The following is a 22,578-nucleotide window of genomic DNA, read 5'->3' as shown; positions in this document are numbered from 1 at the left end:
GCGCGGAATGCTGGACTGCGTCGACAGACCCCCATCGATCTGCGGATATGAACTACTACTCACCTTCGAATATGGCAGATCGGTTCCCTCCCAGCCTGTGATCCATCTCTCATCTCCTTCCATATCCGGCGGTGTCGTGTCGTATGGTGGCGACACTCCTGATGAAGTAGTTCAGGGACTTTTGCGTCCGAAAGCGGCCCAAGGTCCCTGTTTCTCTGCCCGGGTGGACCGTCAGCCTCGGAAGGCTTTCCTCCCCCGCCCCGGCGGCAGTGAATGACCTGTGGGACCGGCCCGCGTGCGACGACGCGCACGGGCCACCCCCTCCCCGGGCGCCGTACCCGCTCACGAAGCGCGGCGTCCCGAGTTAGCAAGGATCGACATGGCTTCCAGCCTGACGCAGGCCTCGCCGAGCGCAGCTCACGAGAAGACCTTCCTCGGCCACCCCATCGGCCTGGCCACGCTCTTCATGACCGAGATGTGGGAGCGCTTCTCCTACTACGGCATGCGCGCCCTCCTCGTCCTGTACCTGGTCTCCGGCGGTGTGGACGCCGCGACCGGGAGCCAGGGCGGCGGCCTCGGCTTCACGGCGGCGACGGCCACGGCGATCTACTCCGTGTACGTGGCGATGGTCTACCTCATGGCCATGCCCGGCGGCTGGTTCGGTGACCGCGTCTGGGGCGCCCGCAAGACGGTCGCCGTCGCCAGCTTCGTGATCATGGCCGGTCACGTGGCGCTCGCCCTGCCCGGCCAGGCGGCGTTCTTCGTCGGCCTGCTGCTGGTCGCGGTCGGCTCCGGTCTGCTGAAGGCCAACATCTCCACGATGGTCGGCCACCTGTACAAGGGCGCGGACGACCCGCGCCGTGACAGCGGCTTCACGCTGTTCTACATCGGCATCAACGTCGGTGCCTTCGCCGCTCCGCTCGTGATCGGCACCATCGGCGAGACCGTCAACTGGCACATCGGCTTCCTGCTCGCCGCCATCGGCATGGGCGTCGGCCTGGCCATCTTCCTGCTCGCCGGCCGCACCCTGAGCCCGAAGAGCAGCCTCGTCCCGAACCCGCTGAGCCCGGCCGAGCGCAAGGCCGTGATCGTCAAGGCGCTGGCCGTCCTGGGCGTCGCCGCCGTCTTCTACGGCGCCGTGGTCGCGGCGGACATGTTCACCATCAAGTGGGCGCTGTACCCGATCACCATCGCCGGTCTGATCATCCCGGTGGCCGTCCTGGCGCGCATCAAGCGGGACAAGGACCTGTCCTCCGTCGAGCAGACCCGGATGAGCGCCTACATCTGGTTCTTCGTGGCCGCCGCCGTGTTCTGGATGATCTACGACCAGGGCGGTTCGACCCTCTCGCTGTTCGGTGACAAGAACTCCCAGCGCAGCCTCCTCGGCTGGGAGGTCCCGACCACGATCTTCCAGTCGCTGAACCCGCTCTTCGTGGTGGCCCTGGCCCCGATCTTCGCCGCCGTGTGGGTGGCCCTGGCCCGCCGCAGCCGCGAGCCCAGCACCATCGTGAAGTTCTCGGTGGCCCTGGTCATCGTCGGTGCCTCGTTCTTCGTCTTCGCCGTGCCGCTGAGCCAGACCGCCGGCAACGACACCAAGGTCACCATGTGGTGGCTGGTGCTGATCTTCCTGATGCACACCATCGCGGAGCTGTGCCTCTCCCCGGTCGGCCTGTCGGTCACCACGAAGATGGCGCCGCAGAAGTACGCCTCCCAGATGATGGGCGTCTGGTTCCTGGCCGTCACCGCCGGTGACTGCGTCACCGGTCTGCTCGGCCTGGCCGAGGTCAAGCTGGACGGCGTCGGCGTGATCCTCTTCCAGGCGGTCGCCGCCGTACTGGCCGGCCTCTCGATCTTCATGTACCGCAAGAAGGTCAACGCGCTGATGGGCGATGTGAACTGACGCACGTCCCCGCCCGCTGAACGGGGGAACGGCCCGGCACACAACGGTGTGTGCCGGGCCGTTCCGCGTTCCCGCAGGTGAGGGCAGGTGAGGGCCGACGACGGCAGGGTCAGCGCTGCCCGCGGAGGCGGCGCCACGGGGTGAAGGTGAACACCGCGCCGCCGAGCAGGATCACCGTGCCGGCGACCAGGGCGAGCGCCTTCAGGCCGCCGTCGTCCTCGGCACCGGTCTCGGCGAGGTTGCCGCCGGAGCCGCCCGAGGTGCCGGAGCTGCCTCCCGAGCCGCCCGAGGTGCCGCCGGTGCCTCCACCGCTGCCGCCGGGCTGCGCGGTGGTGTCCAGCTCCAGGGACACCGCGGTGGACTTGGCCTCACAGGCGATCTTCATGCCGAGCGCGTCGATCGTCAGCTTGCCGGGGCTGAGCGTGACCTTGCCGCTCTTGCCCGGCTTGTAGGTGCCGGTCATGTCGCTGAGGCTGACCGGCCGGCCCGCAGCGATGGGCTCCTTGTTGCCCGGCCCGCTGACCTGGACCTTGCCGCTGTCGGCGCCGCCGAGGACGACCTCCATGGAGGGCTTGAGCGCTCCGGCCGGCAGGTCGGCCGGGCTGTTCATGACGCCCTGGCCGGTCTTGACGGTGAGGTCCCAGTTCCCGCCGTTCCGCTTGGCGTCGATGGTCACCTTGGACTGGATGGTCGGGGGCCCCGGAGCCACGCAGGCGAAGGTCACGGCGGCCTCCTTGCCCGGCACCTCGCTCGGCCCGCTGTTCGTCGCGGTGGGCGTGGGGGTGGCGGTCGGCGTGGCCGTGGGCGTCACGCTGCCCGACGGGGTCGGGGTCGGAGTGGGCGTCGGTGTGGGCGTCGGCTTGGAGGTCGCCGTGGGTGTCGGGTCCGGGCCGCCCGAGCCGGACACCTTGATCGTCGCCGCGACGGGGACGGTGGTCCCCTGCTTGGGCGTGCACACGGTGTCGGTGCCCATCGCCGTGATCTTGTACGAGGCCGGGGTCAGGGTGACCGTGCCGGCCTTGGTCAGCTTGAACTTCGCCTTCATGGGGGTGACCACCATGGGCGAGTTCTTGGGGATGGCCGGGTTCTCCGCCTTGCCCTGCACCGGCAGGTCGCCGGTGCCGTCCCCGCCCACCTTGAGCACGCCGGACGGGGTCACCGAGTTCGCCGGCAGGTCGATGTAGCCGGGGTTGTCCGACGCCGCCTTGGTGGTCTTCCAGACCACCTCCACCTCGTCGCCCACCTTGGCCTCGGCCGGGGTCACGGTCACCTCGGCCTTGGTCGTTCCCTCGATGTTCGCGCCGATCGGGGGATCGCACACGGTCGGGAACGAGATCTCGGCCGCGCCTGCCGGGGCAGCGGCCACCATCACCACGCCCGCGCCGCCGAGAAGCAGCGCGACCGCGGCCGCGCTCACCCTCCGTTGGGTCTTCACGGATTTCCCTTCGTTGTCGGATGGTCTGACGGTGCGGATGGATCTGCCGGCTGTGCCGGGGTGAACCACGGCAGGACGGCCGTGGTGGTCTGCGGGGACGCCCCGCCGGGGGGCGTCACGGGCGGGGCCGGCGGGGCGCCGGCCGCGGCCGCGCGGTGGCGTCCCGGGGCGGCGGGCGCGGCGGACCGCCCCGTGCCCGTACGGGGCCTGACCCGGTCGACGACCGCCATGCCGATGCGGAAGAGCCCGGCCGGGACCACCACGAACAGCAGGCCCCAGAACAGGAGCACGCCGTACGGGCGGTCGACGCCCCAGGGCTGCACGGCCAGGACCTTGTCGCCGTACTTGAGGGAGATGCCGTAGTCGCCGTGCGCGCCCATGGTGAGCTCGACGTCGAGCTCCACCTCCGCCTTCTGGCCGGGCGGGATGGTGCCCTTCCACTGGCGCTCCTCCCACACGGGCGCGAACACCCCGTGGGCGGTGCCGATCTGGAACACCGGGTCCTTGACCGGGGCCGAGCCGAGGTTGCCCACGGTCACCGTGAACTTCCGGGACGGCGGGGCGCCGAACCAGGTCAGCACCCCGTCCTCGCCCTTGAGCCGGACCCCGGTGAGCAGGGCGAGGCGGGCCTGCCCGGACTCCGCGGGCAGCTCGGCCACCGGGTGGCCGGTGACCGTGAAGGGCAGGCTGACGGTGGACTGGTCGCCGTTGACCGAGGTCACGTTGACCACGCAGGGGCAGGGCTTGGGCGGGGGCACGACGGCCAGCGCCTTGCGGAACGTCCCGTCGGCGCCGACCGAGGCCGCCTGTCCGGCGTCGTTGGCACAGCTGTTGGTGCCGCCGATCATGTTCTGCCCGCAGAGCAGCAGCATGACCACGGTCCCGGCGGGCCATCCCGTACCGGAGACGGTGACCTCGGTGCCCTGGGCCGCCTCCTTCAGCGACAGCTCGGCCGCGGCCTTCCCTTCGGCGGGGGCGGCAGGGGCGGCGGGAGCAGCCGGTGCCGCGGGGGCGGCCGGGCTCCGCTGCGCCGCCGCGGCCGGACCGGCCGACAGGGCCAGCAGGAACAGGGCGGCCAGGACCACGCGGATCCGGGCGGCGCGGCGCGGGGCGGGGTGGGCGCTCACTTCGACGCTCCCGTCAACTCGGGTTCCCGTACGGAGGGTGCGGCGGGCGGCGCGGCCGACGGGCCGGGGTCCCGCTGCCGCGAACGGACCGTGCGGCGGGCGGCGAGGACCGCACCCGCCAGGGCGATCAGGCCGGCCCCGGTCCAGCCCGCGGCGGACCACGGCACCATGCGGGCCGAGGCCGTGCCCGTGGCGCGGGCGCCGCCGGGGGCGGTGACGGTGAGGGTGAGGTCCACCGCGTCCAGCCGCGGCGCGCCCGGCCAGGGTTCGGTCAGCTCCACCCGCTGGCCGGGCAGCAGTTCCACCGGCAGCCGGTGGGCGGGCCGCTCCTCCGGGCCGCCGAACAGGCCGTCCGTACGCAGGACCGCCTCCGGGGACAGCGCCACGTTTCCCCGGTTGACCAGGGCGTAGCGGACCCGGGCGGCCGTGCCCCGGCCGGCCACGGACACGTCCTCGACGGTGAGGGCGGCCAGTGCGGGCCCGCTGACCCGCAGGTGGACGCGTACGCCCGCCTCCCGGCCCGCTTCCTCGGCGACCACCGCGACCGGGTGGTCGCCGGGGACCGCGTCGGCGGGCAGCGTGACGGTGAAGGGCACCACCGCCCGGTGCCGGGGCGGGATCCTGACCGTGCCGTGGGTGCCGAAGCTGATCCAGGGGCCGGACGCGGTCGAGGCACCGGGCGGGCGCACCGCGAAGGCGCCGTCGGCGGTGTTGTACGCGTCGGCCCCGCGCAGGGTGATGACGTGTTCCCGGTCCGTGGGGTTGGCGAGGGCGAGCCGGTCCTCCAGCACGCTGCCGGCGGGACCCTGCAGGTAGAAGAAGGGGCGGGGGACGGCGGAAGGGGACGCGGTGGCCGGCTCGGCGGTCCAGCCGGGGTCCGCGGCGGAGGCCGCCGGCGGGGCCACGGTCCGGGGCGCCGAGGTGGTGCGGGCCGAGGCGGCGGCATTGGCCGCAGTGGCCGTACGGGGCACGGTGGCGCGGGGCGCGGCGGCGGTGCGGGCCGAAACCTGGCCCCGCGCGCCGCTGTCGGCCGCAGAGGCCGCCGGGGCCGCAGTGGCCGCCGCGGCCAGCAGGAACGCGGCGGCGAGCGCGGCCGCCGGCGGTGCGGCGGCGGCCCGGAGCGGTCCCCGGCACAGGCGCGGGCGGGCGGGGTGGCGGTGCCGGGGGGCCGGGTGGCGCCGGCGGTGGGGCGCGTGCATCCGGGGGACCTTCAGGACCGGGCCCGCTGCCCGCGCCGGGTCAGCCAGAGCACGCCGGCCGCGCCGGTGAGCAGGACGGTGCCGCCGAGGGTGCCCAGGGCGAGCGCGGAGTCGGCGGGCCCGGTCTGCGGCAGGCTCTCGGATCCGCCGCCGGAGGTGTTCCCCGCGGTGCTCCCCGAGGTTCCGCCGCCGCCCGTGGCGCCGCCCGCGGCGGTCACGTCCAGTTCCAGCGACGCCTTGGGGCTGTTGCCCGGGGTGCAGGTGGTGGTGGTCCCCAGGGCCTTGATGGTGAGGACGCCCGCGGTGAAGGTGACCTTGCCCGACTTCTTCGGCTTGTAGGTGCCGGACAGGTCGCTGATCTTGATGGGGGTGTTGGCGGGCGCGGCCTCGGCGTTGGCCGGGCCGGAGACCGGGACGCTCGCCTCCTCCGCGCCCTTGACCACGATCAGCGCGCTGGGGCTCATCGCCCCCTTGCCCAGCTCGACCGGGCTGGAGGAGACGCCCTTCTGGAAGGACATGGTCAGCTTGTAGCCCTCGCCCTCCTTCACCGCCTTGATGTCGATGGGCGAGACGGCCGACTTGTCGCCGATCGGAGTCTTGCAGTCGTATTTGACGTCGACCACATCGGCGTGGGCCGCGGGGGCGGCGGCCAGGACGGCCGCCGCCGAACCGGCGAGCGCGGAGGCGATCAGGAGCGCGGTGGAGCGTATCCGGTCGGACACCTTGGTCTTCCCCTCGGGCCACAAGTTACTGACGGCACATCAGATCGGGGGCTCAAGGTACGCCCGGGACCTTACGGAGGGAAGACAAGGGACAGAACAAGCCGGAGCCGTCCGTCAGTGCACGCGCTCGCCCTTCTGCCAGACCGCCGAGACCAGCGGAACGCCCGGCCGGTAGGCCAGGTGGACGTGGCTGGGCGCGTCCAGCAGGGCCAGGTCCGCACGCGATCCGGGGGCCAGCCGGCCGATGTCCGTACGGCGCAGCGCCCGGGCGCCGCCGGCGGTGGCGGACCACAGGGCCTCGTCGGGGGTCATGCCCATGTCCCGGACGGCGAGGGCGATGCAGAACGGCATGGAGCTCGTGTACGAGGAGCCCGGGTTGCAGTCCGTGGACAGGGCGACGGTGGCACCCGCGTCGATCAGCCGGCGGGCGTCGGGCCACTGGGCCCGGGTGGAGAACTCGGCGCCGGGGAGCAGGGTGGCGACCGTCTCGGAGTTCGCCAGGGCGTCGACGTCCGCGTCGGTGAGGTGGGTGCAGTGGTCGGCGGAGGCCGCACCGAGCTCCACGCCGAGCTGGACGCCCGGGCCGTGGCTGAGCTGGTTGGCGTGGATCCGCGGGATCAGGCCCTTGGCCCGGCCGGCGGTGAGGACGGCGCGGGCCTGGTCGCCGTCGAAGGCGCCCTTCTCGCAGAACACGTCCACCCAGCGCGCGTACGGGGCGCAGGCGTCCAGCATCGGGCCGGTGACGAGGTCGACGTAGGCGGCGGGGTCCTCGGTGTAGTCCGGGGAGACGATGTGGGCGCCGAGGTAGGTGACCTCTTCGGTGTGGGCGGCGGCGATGCGCAGGGCCCGGGCCTCGTCCTCGACGGTGAGGCCGTAGCCGGACTTGGTCTCGAAGGTGGTGGTGCCCTGGCGGCGCGCCTCGTGGAGGTGGCGCAGCAGGTTGGCTTCGAGCTCGGCGTCGGTGGCGGCGCGGGTGGCGGCGACGGTGGTGCGGATGCCTCCGGCGGAGTAGTTGCGGCCCGACATGCGGGCGTTGAACTCCTGCGTGCGGTCGCCCGCGAAGACGAGGTGGCTGTGGCTGTCCACGAAGCCGGGGATGACGGCGCGGCGGTCCGCGTCGAAGCGCTCGTCCGTGGCCGGGGCATTCGCCGTCGGGCCGACCCAGGCGATCGTGCCGTCCTCGATGACGACGGCGGCGTCCTGGACCAGGCCGAGGGGGCCTTCGCCGAGGGCGGGATCGTTGGTGACGAGGCTGCCGATGTTGGTGATGGCTGTGGTGGTCATGGGTTCCTCTCAGGGCTTCGCCATTTCCCCTCCCCGCCCCTTTCCCGAAACCGGGGGCTCCGCCCCGGGCCCCGTTCCGTGCGCTCCGCGCCCGGTGCGCTCAAACGCCGCGCGGGCTGGAATTTCGCTGCGCGAAATCCAGCCCCGCCGGCGTTTGAGGCGCGGGGGTCCGGGGGCGGAGCCCCCCGGTTTCGGGAAGGGGTGGGGAGGGGCGAATGGCCCGTCAGGCGCGGACCGCGGCGATGGATTCGGCCAGGGCCGACGGGACGTCGGGGACGAGGGTGTGGGCGCCGTCGCGGACGATGTGGCGGCCCGCCACGACCGTGTGGCGGACATCGGCGGCCGAGGCGGCGAAGACGGCGGTCTCGGCGCCGAGCCGCGGCACCGGCCCCGCCGTGCGGACCGAGTCCAGCGCGATGGTGGTGAAGTCGGCGAGCGCGCCCGCCTCCAGGCGGCCCGCGTCCGGCAGGCCCAGCGCCGCGTGGCCGTCCGCCGTGGCGGCGGTGAGCAGCGCGTTCGCCGTCCAGTGGCCCCGGGTCCGGCTGCGGAGGCGTTCGTTCAGCTCCATCGCGCGGGCCTCTTCCAGCAGGTCGACGACCGCGTGGCTGTCGCTGCCCAGCGAGAGCGGGCTGCCCGCCCGCTGCAGCCGTACGGCCGGGCCGATGCCGTCGGCGAGGTCCCGTTCGGTGGTGGGGCACATGCAGGTGCCCGTGGCGGAGCCGCCCAGCAGGGCGATGTCGCCGTCGGTGAGGTGCGTGTTGTGGACGCCCGTGGTGCGGGCGCCGAGCACTCCGTGGTCGGCGAGCAGCTGGGTGGGCGTACGCCCGTGCGCGGCCAGGCAGGCTTCGTTCTCCGCCGTCTGCTCGGAGAGGTGCACGTGCAGAGGGGCCTGCCGCTGGTCCGCCCACTGCGCGACGGTGGCCAGCTGGCCGGCCGGCACGGCCCGTACGGAGTGCACGGCGGCACCGATCAGGGCGTGCTCGCGCGGTTTGAGGGCGGAGGCGCGCTCGGCCCAGGCGTCGGCGGTGCCGTCGGAGAACCGCAGCTGGTGCGGTTCGGGGGCCTTGCCGAAGCCGCTGGACAGGTACGCCGTGTCGAGCAGGGTGATCCGGATGCCGGCCGCGGCGGCCGCCTCGATCAGTGCCTCGCCCATCGCGTTGGGGTCGGCGTAGGGAGTGCCGCCGGGCGCGTGGTGGACGTAGTGGAACTCGCCGACGTTGGTGATGCCGGCCAGCGCCATCTCCGCGTACACGGCGCGGGCGAGGGCGAAGTACGTGTCGGGGGTGAGGTTCTGGGCGACGGAGTACATGATCTCGCGCCAGGTCCAGAAGGTCCCCGAGCCCAGCTGCACGGTGCCGCGCAGGGCCCGGTGGAAGGCGTGGCTGTGCGCGTTGGCGAGGCCGGGGACGGTCAGGCCGCGGAGCACTTCGGCGCCGGGCGGGGGCGTTTCCGTCCCGGTGCGGACGGCGGCGATCCGGCCGTCCGCGGATACGTCCAGGGCCACGCCCGGCTCGACGTGGGTGCCGAGCCAGGCGTGTTCCAGCCAGTACGTGGTGGTCACCGGCACGCGAGTCCTTCCAGTACGTCGGCCAGGGCGAGGACACCGGCGACGCAGTCGTCCTCGGCTGCGTACTCGGCCGGGGAGTGGGAGACGCCGGTGGGGTTGCGCACGAACAGCATCGCGGTCGGGACGGCGGCGGAGAGGATTCCGGCGTCGTGTCCGGCGCCCGTGCCCAGGACGGGGGTGCCCGTGCCCAGGATCCGGGCGAGTTCGTCGCGCAGGGCGTGCTCGAACTCGACCACGGGGGTGAAGGACTCCCGGGTGACGGCGAGGTCGATGCCGTGCCGGTCGGCGTATTCGCCGGCGGACTTGCGGATGCCGTCGACGACCTGGTCGAGGGAGACCTGGTCGGCGGCGCGGGCATCCAGCCAGCCACGGACCAGCGACGGGATCGCGTTGACCCCGTTGGGCTCGACCGAGATCTTGCCGAAGGTGGCGACGGCTCCGGCCAGTTCGGCCTCGCGGCGGGCGGCGAGCACCGTCTCGGCGTAGGCGAGCATCGGGTCGCGGCGGTCCACCAGGCGGGTGGTGCCGGCGTGGTTGGCCTCGCCGTGGAAGTCGTACCGCCAGCGGCCGTGCGGCCAGATCGCGGAGGCGATGCCGACCCGGTCCCCGGACAGGTCCAGGGCGCGGCCCTGTTCGACGTGGAGTTCGACGAACGCGCCGATGCGGGCGAGGCGTTCGGGGTCCGGGCCGATGGTCTCCGGGTCGTGGCCGGCGGCCTCCATGGCCTGGGGGAGGGTGATGCCGTTCGCGTCGCGGAGCTCGTACGCCTTCTGCCTGGTCAGCTGTCCGGCGGTGAGCCGGGAGCCGACGCAGGCCAGGCCGAAGCGGGCGCCTTCCTCGTCGCCGAAGTTGGTGATGGCGAGCGGCCGGGTGAATTCCACGCCGCGGGCGCGGAGTTCGTCGAGGGCCGCGAAGGAGGAGACGACACCGAGGGGGCCGTCGAAGGCACCGCCGTCGGGGACGGAGTCGAGGTGGCTGCCGGTGACGACGGCGTCACCGGCCTGCGGGTCGCCGAGCCAGGCCCACTGGTTGCCGTTGCGGTCGATCTCGTGGGTGAGGCCGCGCTTCTCGGCTTCCGACCGAAACCAGGCCCGGCAGTCGCGGTCGGCCCCGGTCCAGGCGTAGCGGCGGTATCCGCCGGTGCCGCTGTCGCGGCCGATGGTGCGGAGGTCGGCCCACATGCCGTGGAAGCTCGTTCCTCCGCGCCCGGCCGTACCGCCGTTCCCCGGGGCTGCGCCCCCGGGCCCGGCCGGAAGGCCCACGGCGCCGCCGGGGGCCGCGGCCGGCGCCGGGCGCAGGCCGGTGGCCTGCAGCCCGGCGGGGTCGGAGGCGGGGCCCCCGGTTCGCTCGGTCACGCGGAGTCACCCTCGCGCATCGGGACGCGGACGCCCTTGGCGTCGGCGACCGACTCGGCGATGTCGTAGCCGGCGTCGACGTGGCGGATGACGCCCATGCCCGGGTCGTTCGTCAGGACGCGGCGGACCTTCTCGCCGGCCAGCTTCGTGCCGTCGGCGACGGTGACCTGGCCCGCGTGGATGGAGCGGCCCATGCCGACGCCGCCGCCGTGGTGGATGGACACCCAGGAGGCACCCGAGGCCACGTTGACCATGGCGTTGAGCAGCGGCCAGTCGGCGATGGCGTCGGAGCCGTCGAGCATGGCCTCGGTCTCGCGGTACGGGGAGGCCACCGAGCCGCAGTCGAGGTGGTCGCGGCCGATCGCGAGGGGGGCGGCCAGTTCGCCGCTCGCCACCATGTCGTTGAAGCGCTCGCCGGCCTTGTCGCGCTCGCCGTAGCCCAGCCAGCAGATGCGCGCGGGCAGGCCCTGGAAGTGGACGCGCTCGCCGGCCATCTTGATCCAGCGGTGCAGGGACTCGTTCTCCGGGAACAGGTCCAGCATCGCCTTGTCGGTCTTGGCGATGTCCGAGGCCTCGCCGGAGAGCGCGGCCCAGCGGAACGGGCCCTTGCCCTCGCAGAAGAGCGGGCGGATGTAGGCCGGGACGAAGCCGGGGAAGGCGAAGGCGCGGTCGTAGCCGGCCAGCTGGGCCTCGCCGCGGATGGAGTTGCCGTAGTCGAAGACCTCGGCGCCGGCGTCCATGAAGCCGACCATGGCCTCGACGTGCCTGGCCATGGACTCGCGGGCGCGGGTGGTGAAGCCGGCCGGGTCCTTGGCGGCCGCGTCGGCCATGTCCTCGAAGGCCACGCCGACGGGGAGGTAGGACAGCGGGTCGTGGGCGGAGGTCTGGTCCGTCACGATGTCGATCGGGGCGCCCTCGGCGAGCATCTGCGGGAGCAGCTCGGCCGCGTTGCCCAGGAGGCCGATGGAGAGCGGACGGCGGGCGTCGCGGGCCTCCGTGGCCAGCCGCAGGGCGTGGGCCGGGTTGTCGGCCTTCACGTCCAGGTAGCGGTGCTCGATGCGGCGCTCGATGGCGCGCGGGTCGACGTCGATGCAGATCGCGACGCCGTCGTTCATGGTGACGGCCAGCGGCTGGGCGCCGCCCATGCCGCCGAGGCCGGCGGTGAGGGTGATGGTGCCGGCCAGGGTGCCGCCGAACTTCTTCGCGGCGACCGCGGCGAAGGTCTCGTAGGTGCCCTGGAGGATGCCCTGGGTGCCGATGTAGATCCAGGAACCGGCGGTCATCTGGCCGTACATGGTCAGGCCGAGGGCCTCCAGGCGGCGGAACTCCTCCCAGTTGGCCCAGTCGCCGACCAGGTTGGAGTTGGCGATGAGGACGCGCGGGGCCCACTCGTGGGTCTGCATGACGCCGACCGGGCGGCCGGACTGGACCAGCATGGTCTCGTCCTGCTTCAGCGTCCGCAGGGTGCGGACCATGGCGTCGTAGGAGCGCCAGTCGCGGGCGGCCTTGCCGGTGCCGCCGTAGACGACGAGCTTGTCGGGGTGCTCGGCGACCTCGGGGTCGAGGTTGTTCTGCAGCATGCGGAGGGCGGCCTCCTGCTGCCATCCCAGGGCGCTGAGCTCGGTACCGCGGGCCGCTCGTACGGGGCGGGGTCCTGACATGGCTGGTGCCTCCTCCGGATGTTGGTCAATCCATTCACATCCTCGCGCTCTGAATAGATTCAGTCAACAGCTGCGGGCGGACGCGTCGGGTGATTGGCTGACGGTCATGGCCCCCGACTCCGGTACGGACACCGCCGCCACATCCCCCGCCTCCCCCGCCGATGCCGTCGACGCCGCCGCCGCGGCCGCCCCCTCACCGGCCGTCCGGCGCGATCTCGCCGTACGGGCCGCCGTCGCGCAGGGGCTCGTGGGACCCGCGGACGGCGCGGGCGGTGCGGACGGCGCGGACGGCGCGGATCCGCTGGTCTGCCTGCTGGACACGGCCGGGATCCGGTCCTCCGCGGCCGCCCTGCGGGCCGCCTTCGCCGCCGCCCTGCCGCCCGGCACCCCCGTCCTGCACGCCTTCGCCGCCAAGGCCGCCCCGCTGGTGCCGGTGCTCCGGCTGCTGGCGGACTGCGGGATCGGCTGCGAGGTGGCCTCCCCCGGGGAGCTGGCGCTGGCCCGGGCGGCCGGGGTGCCCCCGGAGCGGACCGTGCTGGACTCCCCCGCCAAGACCCCGGCGGAGCTCCGCGGGGCGCTGGCGCTGGGCATCGCGGTGAACGCCGACAACCGGCAGGAGCTGGAGCGGCTGGACGCCCTGGTCGCCGCCGCACCGACCTCGTCCCCGCTGGGCGTACGGGTGAATCCGCAGCTCGGCGCCGGTTCCATCGAGTCGACCTCCACGGCGACGGCCACCTCGAAGTTCGGTGTGGCGCTCCGGGACCCGGGCGCGCGGGAGTGGCTCGTACGGGCGTACCTGGAGCGGCCCTGGCTGACCCGGCTGCACACCCACTCCGGGTCGCAGGGCGTCCCGCTGCCGCTGATCGCGGACGGGGTGCGGGTGCTGTACGGACTGGCGGAGGAGATCAACGCGGCGGCCGGCCGGCGGCAGGTGGACACCCTGGACATCGGCGGCGGCCTGCCCGTGGACTTCGCCTCCGACGCGGAGTCCCCCGCCTTCGCGGATTACGTCGCGGCCCTCCGTGACGCCGTGCCCGGCCTGTTCTCGGGCCGCTACGGGCTGGTCACCGAATTCGGCCGGTCGCTGCTGGCCAAGCACGGGCTGGTGCTGTCCCGGGTCGAGTACACCAAGCGCTCCGGCGGCCGGCGCATCGCGCTGACCCATGCCGGGGTGCAGGTGCTGACCCGGACCGTGTACGCCCCGGCGTCCTGGCCGCTGCGGGTGCTGGCCTACGACGCCAAGGGGAGGCCGAAGGCGGGGCCGACGGTGGCGCAGGACATCGCCGGACCGGCCTGCTTCTCCGGCGACCTGGTCGCGGAGGGCCGCCCGCTCCCCGAGCTGGCGCCCGGCGACCTGATCGCCGTCCCGGACACGGGCGCGTACTTCTTCACGGCCCCCTACGGCTACAACAGCCTGCCGCGGCCGGCCGTCCACGGTTTCTCGGTGGGGCCGGACGGCGGCGTCCGCTTCACCCTGGCCCGTCCCGCCCAGACCCCCGACGAGATCGTGGCGGAGTCGGGCGGCGGGCACGCGGACGCGCTGCTGGAGCGGTGACCGCCGGGCCGGGAGCGGTGACTCCCGGTCCGACGCGCGGCCCCGCGGGCTATTCGACGAACAGGCCGCGGGCGGCGGCCTTCGCGTCGAAGGACTCCAGGCGGGCCTGCGCGTCGGGCAGCGCGTCGGCCATGGACTCCAGCAGGACCCGGCCCAGCAGCATCGGCGCGCAGGCGGTGTCGAAGGCGAGGCCGGTGCCGACAGGGGCGGGGATCAGCAGGTCGGAGTGGCGGGCCACCGGGGCGAACGCGGAGTCGGCGACGGTGACCACGGTGAGTCCGGCGGTGGACCGGGCGTACTCCAGGGCTTCGAGGACCTCGCGCGGGTGCCGGGGCAGCGCGAAACAGAGCAGGGCGGTGGCGCCGGCGCCGGCGGCCGCGTCGATCCGGTCGGCGAGCATGGAGCCGCCCTCGTCGAGCAGCCGTACGTCGGGATGCACCTTCCCCGCGAAGTACGCGAAGCCGCGCGCCTGCGAGGAGGCGGCGCGCAGGCCGAGCACGGGCAGCGGGACGGAGCCCGCCAGCAGCCGGCCGGCCTCCTCGGCGGGGCCGGGGTCGGCGAGCATCTCGGCGAGGTGGCGGAGGTTCTCGATCTCGGCGTGGACGGCCTGCTGGTAGGAGTTGTGCTCGGCCTGGCCGGCGGCGCGGGGCGGCTCGGCGGGTGCGACCTCGCGGAGGTACTTCCGCAGCGCCGGGTAGCCGTCGAAGCCGAGGGCGACTGCGAAGCGGGTGACCGAGGGCTGGCTCACTCCGGCGAGCTCGGCGAGCTCCACGCTGGACAGGAAGGGGACTTCGGCGGCGCCGCGCACCATGCAGTGCGCGATGCGCCGCTGGGTCGGCGTCAGCCGGTGCCCCTCGAACAGCTTCTGCAGCCGGGCGGCCGGGCTGTCGGTCATGCGGTGGTGTCCTCCGTCCGGGTGCGACTGTATTCAGTCATGCAGCACTCTGCATGCACCTATGCAGGACGGCAAGCGGTGGACCGAAAGGTGGACGCCTTCCGGCGCCGGTCCGCACCCCTGGCGCCGCCTTCCGCACCCCCGGTGCCGGCCCGCACCCTCGGTGTCGGGCCCCCCGCCCGCAGCCCGCAGCCCACACGGGCGGGCCGAGCCGAAGGGGCCGCGTCGGCGAAGGCGGGCGGGCGCAGGAATCCGCGACGAAGGAGCGGATTCCCGGCACGCACGGCCGCCCGGAGCCGACGAAGGCGGCCCCGGGCGGCGAAGGCGCCCAAAAAAGGAGGGGCGGGGGCCGCCGCACCCCCGGTGTCGGGCCGGGGGGCGGGACGACGGCGGTCCCCGCCCGAGGACGCGGCAGCCGGGCCAGAACCGGTGGTCCGCGTCCTTGGCGTGCGTACGGTCCGGGAGCCGCTCCGGAGGTGCACGACGCCGTTCGGTGGGGCCGGCGGGGCCGCCCTGGGGCGGGTCCTGCCGACGTCCACCACTGTGCCGGAGGCGTGTTAAGCGGGTGCTGCCGCAACGTGTCGGCTTCGTGCCGCTTCCCGGTCCGGCGGGGGCCGGCGGGCCCCGCGGACTACTTGGCGCCCTTGGCCAGGAACGCGAGGAGGTCCTGGCGGCTGACCACGCCGGTCGGCTTGCCCTCGACGAGCACGATGGCGGCGTCGGCCCCGCCGAGCACCTCCATCAGGTCGGACACCGGCTCGCCGGAGCCGACCTGCGGGAGCGGCGCGCTCATGTGCTTCTCCAGCGGGTCGGAGAGCGCAGCACGCTGGGTGAACAGGGCGTCGAGCAGCTCGCGTTCCACGACGGAGCCGATGACCTCGGCGGCCATCACGTCGGGGTGGCCGGCGCCCGGCTTGACGATGGGCATCTGGGAGACGCCGTACTCGCGGAGCACCTCGATGGCCTGGCCGACGGTCTCCTCGGGGTGCATGTGCACCAGCGAGGGCAGGGTGCCCTGCTTGTCGGCGAGGACCTCCCCGATGCGCGCCGACGGGCCTGCGTCCTCCAGGAAGCCGTGGCCCGACATCCACTCGTCGCTGAAGATCTTGCTGAGGTAGCCGCGGCCGCTGTCCGGCAGCAGGACGACGACGACGTCGTCGGGGCCGAGGCCCTCGGCGGCGCGCAGGGCGGCGACCACGGCCATGCCGCAGGAGCCGCCGACCAGCAGGCCCTCCTCCTTGGCCAGGCGGCGGGTCATCTGGAAGGAGTCCTTGTCGGACACCGCGATGATCTCGTCGGCGACGTTCTGGTCGTAGGCGGTGGGCCAGAAGTCCTCGCCGACGCCCTCGACCAGGTAGGGGCGGCCGGAGCCGCCGGAGTAGACGGAGCCCTCGGGGTCGGCGCCGATCACCTTGACCTTGCCGGCGGAGACCTCCTTGAGGTAGTTGCCGGTGCCGGAGATGGTGCCGCCGGTGCCGACGCCCGCGACGAAGTGGGTGATCTTCCCGTCCGTCTGCTCCCACAGCTCGGGGCCGGTGGTCTCGTAGTGCGAACGGGGGTTGTTCGGGTTGCTGTACTGGTCGGGCTTCCAGGCGCCGGGCTCGCGCGCGAGGCGGTCGGACACGTTGTAGTACGAGTCCGGGTGCTCGGGGTCGACGGCGGTCGGGCAGACCACGACCTCGGCGCCGTACGCGCGCATCACGTTGATCTTGTCCATGGACACCTTGTCAGGGCAGACGAAGATGCACTTGTAGCCCTTCTGCTGGGCCACGATGGCGAGTCCGACGCCCGTGTTGCCGCTGGTCGGCTCCACGATGGTGCCGCCGGGCTTGAGGGCGCCGCTCGCTTCGGCCGCCTCGATCATGCGGAGGGCGATGCGGTCCTTCACGGATCCGCCCGGATTGAAGTACTCGACCTTGGCCAGGACGGTGGCCTGAAGGCCTTCGGTCACACGGTTGAGCTTCACCAGCGGGGTGTTGCCGACGAGGCTGATCATCGAGTCGTGGAATTGCACCATGTTCTCCAGGGACGGGACTCCACGGGTTCTCCGGGAGGTGCCGCCAGAGTATGCGGAAAGGGATTGGCCGAGCGTCGTTAACGGGCAGGAACGGGACAGACAGTCCGGCACCCGTCCGGCGACGAGGAGGTGGCACGAAGGGTGTCCAGAGCGAGGACGGCCCGCCGCATCGCGGCGGGCGCGGCGTACGGAGGGGGCGGGCTCGGCCTGCTCGGTGTCGCGACTGCGGGTGTGGTCCTGGCGGAGGTCCAGCTGGCGAAGCGGACGGTGGGTACGGGGCTGCCGGACCCGCCGCGCGCGGACGGGCTGTACGGGACGGAGTTCGGCGGGCCCGAGCTGAGTCCGGGGCCGCTGCGGCTGGCGATGCTGGGCGATTCGACGGCGGCGGGGCTGGGGGTGCGGCGGGCCCGGCAGACTCCGGCGGCGCTGCTCGCCTCGGGGCTGTCCGCGGTGGCGGAGCGGCCGGTGGAGATGCGGAACGTCGCGCTGTCCGGGGCGATGTCCGACGACCTGGACCGTCAGGTGTCGCTGCTGCTGGACGGGGACCGGCCGGCGCCGGACGTGTGCGTGATCATGATCGGGGCGAACGACGTGACGCGGCGGATGCCGCCGACCCAGTCGGTGCGGCTGCTGACGGCGGCGGTACGGCGGCTGCGGCTGGCGGGGTCCGAGGTGGTGGTGGGGACCTGCCCGGACCTGGGGACGATCGAGCCGGTGTACCAGCCGCTGCGGTGGCTGGCGCGGCGGCTGTCGCGGCAGCTGGCGGCGGCGCAGACGATAGGGGTGGTGGCGCAGGGCGGCCGTACGGTGTCGATGGGCGACCTGCTGGGGCCGGAGTTCGCGGCGAACCCGCGGGAGATGTTCGGGCCGGACTCGTACCACCCGTCGGCGGAGGGGTACGCGACGGCGGCGATGGCGGTGCTGCCCACGCTGTGCGCGGCGCTGGGGGTGTGGCCGGAGTCGGACCGGCTGGACGTGTCGCGGGACGAGGACATGCTGCCGGTGGCGAAGGCCGCGTCGGCGGCGGCGGGGCAGGCGGGTACGGAGGTCACGGCCGCGCGCGGTCCGTGGGCCCTCCTCAAGCACCGCCGCCGGCGCCGCCTGCCGGCCCCGGAGTCGGCCCCGGAGCCGATCCCGTCCCTCTCCGGCGACCCCGCCGACACGGAACCCCGCCCGGCGTGACCGGCCCCCTCGGCCGAGGCGTGGGCAGGCGTCCGCCGGGCGGCAAGCCTGCCCACACGGCCGCCCCACGCCCCGGCGAGCAGGGGTTTCACGGAAAAAGGGGCCCGCATCACACCTCGCAGGCGGTGACCCCGACCGTACGGGGCGGTAACTTCGCATGCGGTCCGCACAGCCGCCGCAATTCCTCCTTGGAGTCCCGATGCCCGAAGCAGTCATCGTTTCCACCGCCCGGTCGCCCATCGGGCGCGCCTTCAAGGGGTCCCTCAAGGACATCCGTCCCGACGACCTGACGGCCACGATCATCCAGGCCGCCCTGGCGAAGGTCCCCGAGCTGGACCCGCGCGAGATCGACGACCTGATGCTGGGCTGTGGTCTGCCCGGCGGCGAGCAGGGCAACAACCTGGGCCGCATCGTGGCCGTGCAGATGGGCATGGACCACCTGCCGGGCACCACGATCACCCGCTACTGCTCCTCCTCGCTGCAGACCTCCCGGATGGCGCTGCACGCGATCAAGGCGGGCGAGGGCGACGTCTTCATCTCGGCCGGTGTCGAGATGGTGTCCTCCTTCGCCAGGGGCAACTCGGACTCGTGGCCCGACACGCACAACCCGCTGTTCGCCGAGGCCGAGGCCCGCACGGCGGCCGTCGCGCAGAGCGAGGGCTCCACCTGGCACGACCCGCGCGAGGACGGGCTGGTCCCGGACGCGTACATGGCGATGGGGCAGACCGCGGAGAACCTGGCCCGGCTCAAGGGCGTGACCCGCCGGGACATGGACGAGTTCGGCGTGCGCTCGCAGAACCTCGCCGAGGAAGCCATCAAGAAGGGCTTCTGGGAGCGGGAGATCACCCCGGTGACCACCCCGGACGGCACCGTGGTCAGCAAGGACGACGGCCCGCGCGCCGGGGTGACCCTGGAGGGCGTGGAGGGCCTGAAGCCGGTGTTCCGGCCGGACGGGCTGGTCACCGCGGGCAACTGCTGCCCGCTGAACGACGGCGCGGCCGCACTGGTCATCATGAGCGACACCAAGGCCCGCGAGCTGGGCCTGACCCCGCTGGCGCGGATCGTCTCCACCGGGGTCACCGGTCTCTCCCCCGAGATCATGGGCCTGGGTCCGGTCGAGGCGACGAAGCAGGCGCTGAAGCGGGCCGGGCTGACCGTCGGCGACATCGACCTGTTCGAAATCAACGAGGCCTTCGCCGCGCAGGTCATCCCGTCGTACCGGGACCTGGAGATCCCCCTGGAGAAGCTGAACGTCAACGGCGGGGCCATCGCCGTCGGTCACCCGTTCGGGATGACCGGTGCCCGCATCACCGGCACCCTGATCAACGGCCTGCAGTTCCACGACAAGCAGTTCGGCGTGGAGACCATGTGCGTCGGCGGCGGCCAGGGCATGGCCATGGTGATCGAGCGGCTCAGCTAGCGGGAACCGGTCCCGGACCGGTACGCACCGCAGTCGGACGGTTGCACGACCCGAGCGGCGCCCAGGCGCCGCAAGGGATCGCGAAGATCGTTCCTCGCTGCTGACACCGAATCTAATCCCACCGCGGCCGATTTGTGACCAAATCTCCCCCAGGATGTGACATTCATCCTGGGGGATCGGTGTTTGCGCAGGTCAGCGCAGATCCCATGGGTTCCGGAGTGACGAAAGCCCTGTCCATTTCGTGACGTAATGCACTGCACGCCATTCCCTTGTCGGGACAAGCTGTTGTAGGAAGTCGGGGGATCGGAATCACCTCAGGAGTTAGTCAGTGAGCGCCATGTCTCTTGCCCTGCTGCTGACCACGGCCGCTGCCACGGCCGTGGGCGCTGCTGCGCTGCACGCTGTCCACGGTCTCCGGAAGCAGGTCACCGCCCTGCGCCACGAGCTCGCGGCCTCGGTCCACCTGCGCGGTGCGACCGTCCCGCACGCCCGCAGCGCGGCGGAAAGCCCCGCCGCCGAAATACGAGCAGCGGTGGCCGAGGCCCTCGCCGAGGAGCGCGAGCGCGAGCTGGCCGAGGCACGCGCCTTCTGGGCCGCGCAGGAGGCCCGTGACGCCGCCGACGCGCCCTCCCTGCTGGGCGGCCTGCCCGGCCTGGGCGAGGACGGCCCGGTCTTCCTGCCCCGCCAGGCCGACCTGGTGGGCCTGGAGCCGCGTCCGGGCGAGGACGCGGTCCTGGACGCGGTCTTCGAGGACGACCTCCCCGAGCACGCGGCGGACTCCGCCGAACTGGCCGCCGCGCGCCGGCGCCACCCCTCGCACCCCGACTTCGTCCCCGTGCAGCCCAACCCGGGCGCCGACCACGAGCGCACCGTCAGCCGCCTGGAGGAGCTCGCGGAGGCCCGTACGGCCCTCGCGGACGTCCGTCCGGGCCCGCTGGGCACGCTGGACGTGTACGTGTTCACCGACGGCACCACGCTGTGCATGACCCCGGGTCACCGGGAGACCGCCGAACGGCTCGCCGAAGCCCTCCGGTCGGGCACCGCGCCGGTGCTGCTGGGCGGTTCCGGCATCTCCGGCGCCTATGCGCTGACCTTCTCCTGCGGGGACTCCGAGGACCCCGACAGCAACGTCTACATCCTGGCGGACCGGGTCATCGCATCGCTCTGATCTCCGCCTGCTCCACCAGCCGCACGGCCTCGTCCAGATCCCCGGACGGGGCCGCCGTGCCGTCCGGGGCCGAACGGGCCGCCTGCCGCAGCGCCTCGGCCAGGTCCGCGCCGGCCACGGCCACCTGGTCCCCGACCGCGAAGATCCCCGCGTCGGGCATCTCGCGCGGCTCGGCCGCACCCTCCAGCCGCTGCGCACGCACCGCCAGCTCCCGTGCGAGGGCCAGCGCTTCGGCCGCCGCGCCCCGCTGCAGCCGGCTCTGGGGCGCAGCCCTCAGGCGGTCGGCAAAACGTTCCACAACGGCGTCCAGGGGCGAAGTATCAAGCACCCGAGCGACCTTACGCGCCGTCCGGGCACCATTGCCAACGGGCGAACACTGCGGAATGGTGTCGTGAAGAGAACAGCACCACGGCATACCCCCGGAGGCGCCCATGTCCGTAGAGTTCTCCGAGCAGACCCACCGCAACATGATCGACCGCATCCCGCACACCACCGGTCGTGACCTGTCCGACTGGCTCCGCGCCGTCGACGACGGCCCCTCCCTCGTCCGCTTCGAGGAGAAACTCAGCTGGCTGCGTGGCGCGTACGAACTCTCGTACGGCCAGGCCAAAGCCATCCTCCACGAGTACGACCTCCGCCGGGCCGCCAGAAAATTCGGCTGATCCCCGCCCGGCCGCCCGCGGGAATCCGTGGGTCCGTGAACGCGGGAAGGCCCCGCGAGCATCGCTCGCGGGGCCTTCCCCGTCCGGCCGGCACGCGGCCGGACGGGTGGAACCTCTGCGACTAGTCGTCGCCCTGGAGGATCGCGAAGAGGCGCAGCATCTCCATGTAGATCCACACCAGGGTCATGGTGAGGCCGAAGGCCGCCAGCCAGGACTCCTCGCGCGGGGCGCCGTAGGTCACGCCGTCCTCGACCTGCTTGAAGTCCAGGGCGAGGAAGCAGGCGCCGAGGATGATGCCGATGACGCCGAACAGGATGCCGAGGCCGCCGGAGCGGAAGCCCAGGCCGTCACCGCCGCCGAACAGCATGAACAGCGAGTTGGCGGCCATCAGCAGCAGGAAGCCCACCGCGGCGGCCATCACGAAGCCGTAGAAGCGGCGGGTGACCCGGATCCAGCGCATCTTGTACGCGAACAGCACGCCCGCGAAGACGCACAGCGTGCCGAGCACGGCCTGGATGACCACGCCGGGGCTGATGTAGGTGCTGACCACCGCGCTGACGACGCCCAGGAAGACGCCCTCCAGGGCCGCGTAGCCCAGGATCAGGGCCGGCGAGGGCTTGCGCTTGAAGGACTGCGCCATCGCCAGGACGAAGGCCACCAGGCCCGCGCCGATGGCGATGCCGTACGACTTGTTGACGTTGGCCGGGTCCACGGGCAGCAGGAGCCAGGACAGGACGGCCGTCAGGATGACCGTGCCGAGCGTCATGGCCGTACGGCTCACGACGTCGTCGATGGTCATCACGCTGCCGGCGGGCGGCGCGGCCGGCATGCCGGTCTGCGGGTCCACGGCGTACGGGTTGGTGGCGTACGGGTTCGTCGCGTACGGGTGGGTCGCGGTCCCGGCCTGCATCTGCGGCTGCGCGCCAAAGCCCGCGTGGCCGCCGTTGTCGCGGCTGAACCCCCGTCGCGAGAAGACCGGGTTGCTGCTCCTCATCTCACTCCTCCATGGCCACCGTGCGCGGCCTTGCATCAAGAGTAATGCGTTAGCAAAGAAAGCACTCTACTGCTGGAGGAGGATCTTAGGAGAAGGCAGCGCGAAGCGCAGTGGACAAAAGAGGCGGGCTCCTCGCGGCCCGGCGGCCCCGCCGGCCGGCGACCTGCGCCCCTGACGGGGGCGACCTGCGAGTGCCCGGAGCCGGACTCGAACCGGCACGGCCCGAAGGCCAGCGAGGTTTAAGCTCGCCGTGTCTGCATTCCACCATCCGGGCCAGGCGTACGGCTGTGACGCAAAAGCCGTGAACGCAATGGTGAGCCTAACCGGAACACCGCTCGCGCCCGACGGACTTCTTTCCGATGTTGTCTGATTTTATTGGCGACTGAGTGACCGTCAGGTAACAGAACGCCAGGGTCGGCCCCGTGTGCGAGGCGA

18 protein-coding genes and 1 tRNA gene are annotated in these 22,578 nt (G+C 73.0%); 6 read left to right on the top strand and 13 right to left on the bottom strand.

What is annotated here, in order from left to right:
• Positions 1-379: 379 nt before the first annotated feature.
• Positions 380-1,900, top strand: a complete 1,521-nt coding sequence (locus AB0O36_RS14105) for an oligopeptide:H+ symporter (protein WP_365108818.1) — start codon at positions 380-382, stop codon at positions 1,898-1,900.
• Between the two features lie 109 nt (positions 1,901-2,009).
• Here AB0O36_RS14105 and AB0O36_RS14100 read toward each other — a convergent pair whose 3' ends face one another.
• From AB0O36_RS14100 to hutU, 8 genes are all read right to left on the bottom strand, one after another.
• A complete protein-coding gene (locus tag AB0O36_RS14100) occupies positions 2,010-3,335 on the bottom strand; it encodes a hypothetical protein (protein ID WP_365108815.1) in 1,326 nt (441 codons plus the stop codon).
• Positions 3,332-4,462: a neocarzinostatin apoprotein domain-containing protein gene (locus AB0O36_RS14095; RefSeq protein WP_365108813.1), complete on the bottom strand. Its 1,131-nt coding sequence runs from the start codon at positions 4,460-4,462 to the stop codon at positions 3,332-3,334. Before AB0O36_RS14095 ends, AB0O36_RS14100 begins: the two co-directional genes overlap by 4 nt.
• Positions 4,459-5,661, bottom strand: coding sequence for a hypothetical protein (locus AB0O36_RS14090; protein ID WP_365108810.1), 1,203 nt, complete (start codon positions 5,659-5,661; stop codon positions 4,459-4,461). The genes AB0O36_RS14095 and AB0O36_RS14090 overlap by 4 nt, the downstream gene beginning before the upstream one ends.
• 11 nt (positions 5,662-5,672) lie before the next feature.
• Positions 5,673-6,383: an LPXTG cell wall anchor domain-containing protein gene (locus AB0O36_RS14085; RefSeq protein ID WP_365108807.1), complete on the bottom strand. Its 711-nt coding sequence runs from the start codon at positions 6,381-6,383 to the stop codon at positions 5,673-5,675.
• Between the two features lie 114 nt (positions 6,384-6,497).
• On the bottom strand, positions 6,498-7,667 hold the full coding sequence (gene hutI / locus AB0O36_RS14080; RefSeq protein ID WP_365108804.1) for an imidazolonepropionase: 1,170 nt from the start codon (positions 7,665-7,667) through the stop codon (positions 6,498-6,500).
• A gap of 223 nt (positions 7,668-7,890) precedes the next feature.
• Positions 7,891-9,234 carry a formimidoylglutamate deiminase gene (locus tag AB0O36_RS14075; protein ID WP_365108802.1) on the bottom strand — a complete coding sequence of 448 codons (1,344 nt, stop codon included), beginning with the start codon at positions 9,232-9,234 and terminating at the stop codon, positions 7,891-7,893.
• Positions 9,225-10,415: an allantoate amidohydrolase gene (locus AB0O36_RS14070; protein ID WP_365108976.1), complete on the bottom strand. Its 1,191-nt coding sequence runs from the start codon at positions 10,413-10,415 to the stop codon at positions 9,225-9,227. The genes AB0O36_RS14075 and AB0O36_RS14070 overlap by 10 nt, the downstream gene beginning before the upstream one ends.
• 170 nt (positions 10,416-10,585) lie before the next feature.
• A complete protein-coding gene (gene hutU, locus AB0O36_RS14065) occupies positions 10,586-12,250 on the bottom strand; it encodes a urocanate hydratase (protein WP_365108800.1) in 1,665 nt (554 codons plus the stop codon).
• Between the two features lie 106 nt (positions 12,251-12,356).
• Here hutU and AB0O36_RS14060 point away from each other — a divergent pair, with 106 nt between their 5' ends.
• Positions 12,357-13,805, top strand: coding sequence for a diaminopimelate decarboxylase (locus tag AB0O36_RS14060; RefSeq protein ID WP_365108797.1), 1,449 nt, complete (start codon positions 12,357-12,359; stop codon positions 13,803-13,805).
• A 49-nt stretch (positions 13,806-13,854) separates the two neighbouring features.
• Here AB0O36_RS14060 and AB0O36_RS14055 read toward each other — a convergent pair whose 3' ends face one another.
• Positions 13,855-14,700: a MurR/RpiR family transcriptional regulator gene (locus AB0O36_RS14055; protein ID WP_365108794.1), complete on the bottom strand. Its 846-nt coding sequence runs from the start codon at positions 14,698-14,700 to the stop codon at positions 13,855-13,857.
• Between the two features lie 631 nt (positions 14,701-15,331).
• Complete coding sequence (locus tag AB0O36_RS14050; RefSeq protein ID WP_365108973.1) at positions 15,332-16,714, bottom strand: cystathionine beta-synthase; 1,383 nt, start codon at positions 16,712-16,714, stop codon at positions 15,332-15,334.
• Between the two features lie 144 nt (positions 16,715-16,858).
• Between AB0O36_RS14050 and AB0O36_RS14045 the strand changes: the two genes are divergently transcribed.
• The 3 genes from AB0O36_RS14045 to AB0O36_RS14035 all read left to right on the top strand — a co-directional run bounded on the left by AB0O36_RS14045 (position 16,859) and on the right by AB0O36_RS14035 (position 20,487).
• Positions 16,859-17,899: an SGNH/GDSL hydrolase family protein gene (locus tag AB0O36_RS14045; protein ID WP_365108792.1), complete on the top strand. Its 1,041-nt coding sequence runs from the start codon at positions 16,859-16,861 to the stop codon at positions 17,897-17,899.
• A 199-nt stretch (positions 17,900-18,098) separates the two neighbouring features.
• Entirely contained in the window at positions 18,099-19,319 is a 1,221-nt protein-coding gene (locus AB0O36_RS14040) for an acetyl-CoA C-acetyltransferase (protein WP_365108790.1), read from the top strand.
• A gap of 337 nt (positions 19,320-19,656) precedes the next feature.
• Entirely contained in the window at positions 19,657-20,487 is an 831-nt protein-coding gene (locus tag AB0O36_RS14035) for a hypothetical protein (protein ID WP_365108970.1), read from the top strand.
• Here the strand turns inward: AB0O36_RS14035 and AB0O36_RS14030 are convergent.
• Complete coding sequence (locus AB0O36_RS14030; protein ID WP_365108787.1) at positions 20,471-20,815, bottom strand: hypothetical protein; 345 nt, start codon at positions 20,813-20,815, stop codon at positions 20,471-20,473. The genes AB0O36_RS14035 and AB0O36_RS14030 overlap by 17 nt on opposite strands.
• A gap of 103 nt (positions 20,816-20,918) precedes the next feature.
• Between AB0O36_RS14030 and AB0O36_RS14025 the strand changes: the two genes are divergently transcribed.
• Positions 20,919-21,149 (top strand): DUF4287 domain-containing protein, encoded by a 231-nt coding sequence (locus AB0O36_RS14025; RefSeq protein ID WP_365108785.1) that lies wholly within the window; start codon positions 20,919-20,921, stop codon positions 21,147-21,149.
• A gap of 121 nt (positions 21,150-21,270) precedes the next feature.
• On the opposite strand, the gene AB0O36_RS14020 is transcribed toward AB0O36_RS14025, so the two are convergent.
• Both AB0O36_RS14020 and AB0O36_RS14015 read right to left on the bottom strand, forming a co-directional pair.
• Positions 21,271-22,143 (bottom strand): Bax inhibitor-1/YccA family protein, encoded by an 873-nt coding sequence (locus AB0O36_RS14020; RefSeq protein ID WP_365108782.1) that lies wholly within the window; start codon positions 22,141-22,143, stop codon positions 21,271-21,273.
• A 192-nt stretch (positions 22,144-22,335) separates the two neighbouring features.
• Positions 22,336-22,417 (bottom strand) — tRNA-Leu (locus tag AB0O36_RS14015).
• Between the last annotated feature and the right edge of the window lie 161 nt (positions 22,418-22,578).

Origin of the sequence: Streptomyces sp. NPDC089799, from assembly GCF_040684755.1 — a bacterium.
Classification (GTDB): Bacteria; Actinomycetota; Actinomycetes; order Streptomycetales; family Streptomycetaceae; genus Streptomyces.
The sequence above is the reverse complement of the archived record's forward strand: the minus strand, read 5'-3'. Positions and strand labels throughout refer to the sequence as shown.